At 38.0% G+C, this 1,493-nt stretch carries 1 protein-coding gene; it reads right to left on the bottom strand.

The features are described 5' to 3' along the window. Window positions 1-216: 216 nt before the first annotated feature. Window positions 217-1,434 carry an IS256 family transposase gene (locus tag BQ6100_RS20805; RefSeq protein ID WP_075980025.1) on the bottom strand — a complete coding sequence of 406 codons (1,218 nt, stop codon included), beginning with the start codon at window positions 1,432-1,434 and terminating at the stop codon, window positions 217-219. Between the last annotated feature and the right edge of the window lie 59 nt (window positions 1,435-1,493).

Raw genomic sequence — 1,493 nt, 5'->3', positions numbered from 1 at the left:
GGGAGTATAAATTATTTTGTGTAATTGGAATTTTTAACAATAGCTATGGCGATACTTTTATCAGGGCTCTTGCTCATTAGGGGGATAGGGCAATGCTGAGGAGCAACCCGAGCACCTAATGGGATTCTGCCAAAAAGGGAGGGACATTCTGTTCCTCTTTTTTGCCTCCTTTTTGGGAGAACCCAAGCGATAAACCTTTGGGCGCTAGCCCAACCATTAGATAGTCAGTTCATCGTTAATACGGTCCTCAAAGATGATAGCTAATTGTGATATACATTCTTTCCATCCTCTTATAGGCATAGTCCACTTCTTGGAAATTTCCATGGTAGCCAAATAGATAATCTTCTTGAGAGAATCATCTGTTGGGTAAGCTGTTTTGGTCTTAGTGACTTTTCTAAGCTGTCTGTGATAGCCTTCGATGGTGTTGGTTGTATAAATAAGCCTTCTAATCTCAGCTGGATAGCTAAAGTACGAAGTAAGTTCTAGCCAGTTAGCCTCCCAAGATTTGATAATGATAGGATGTTTCTTGCCCCATTTTTCTTTAAAATTGACAAACTCAAGTTCTGCCTCTTCCAAAGTAAGTGCTTGATAGACTTTCTTTAAGTCTGCCATGACAGCCTTTTGTTCCTTATACGATACATACTTCATAGAATTGCGAATTTGGTGAATGACACAAAGCTGAATATTGGTTTGAGGAAAGACAGAGTTAATCGCTTCTGAAAAGCCTGAAAGATTGTCCTTACAGGCGATTAAGATGTCCTGAACACCTCTATTCTTCAGGTCATTACAAACACCTAACCAGAAACTGGCACTCTCATTTTCTCCAATCCATATTCCAAGAATCTCTTTATGACCTAAAAGATTGATCCCTAAAACACTATAGGCAGCTTTATTCACAATGCGATTTTCTTTCCTGACTTTAAAGTGAATGGCATCCAGAAATACAATCGGATACACTCGTTCCAATGGACGTGATTGCCATTCTACAATCAGAGGCATAATCTTATCGGTTATCTTACTTACCATCGTAGGCGAAACATCAATCCCATAGATATCCTTCATCTGATCTTCAATATCTCTAGTGGACATTCCTTTAGAATAAAGACCAATAATTTGTTCCTCTAATCCATTTGAAGTGGTTTCATATTTCTTTATGATTTGAGGTTCATATTCCCCATTTCGGTCTCTTGGAATATTTAATTCAGCCTTACCGAACTTGGATTTAATCGTTTTTTTACTGTAGCCATTGCGGCTATTACCATTATGGTCACCCGCATTATCATGTTTGGCATAACCTAGATGTTCCTCAATCTCAGCTTCAAAAACCTGTTGAATAGTGTCCTTGAATAGTTCCTTTAACTTTTCCTGAATATCTTCTACCGAACGGCAATCCTTGGCTAATTCCTTGGCTAATGCATTGGTTTTGTTTTGCATAATTGATCATCTCCTTAATTGGTAAGTATAACCAATTACACAAAACTTTTTACATTCTC

Origin of the sequence: Bacillus massilinigeriensis (assembly GCF_900117315.1) — a bacterium.
In the GTDB taxonomy this organism is placed as follows: Bacteria; Bacillota; Bacilli; order Bacillales; family Cytobacillaceae; genus Bacillus_BE; species Bacillus_BE massilionigeriensis.
This window is presented reverse-complemented; position numbering and strand designations above follow the sequence as displayed.

Bases quoted from the DNA above. Each gene is read 5' to 3' on its own strand.
- BQ6100_RS20805 (WP_075980025.1), bottom strand. From the start codon at position 1,434: ATGCAAAACAAAACCAATGCATTAGCCAAGGAATTAGCCAAGGATTGC.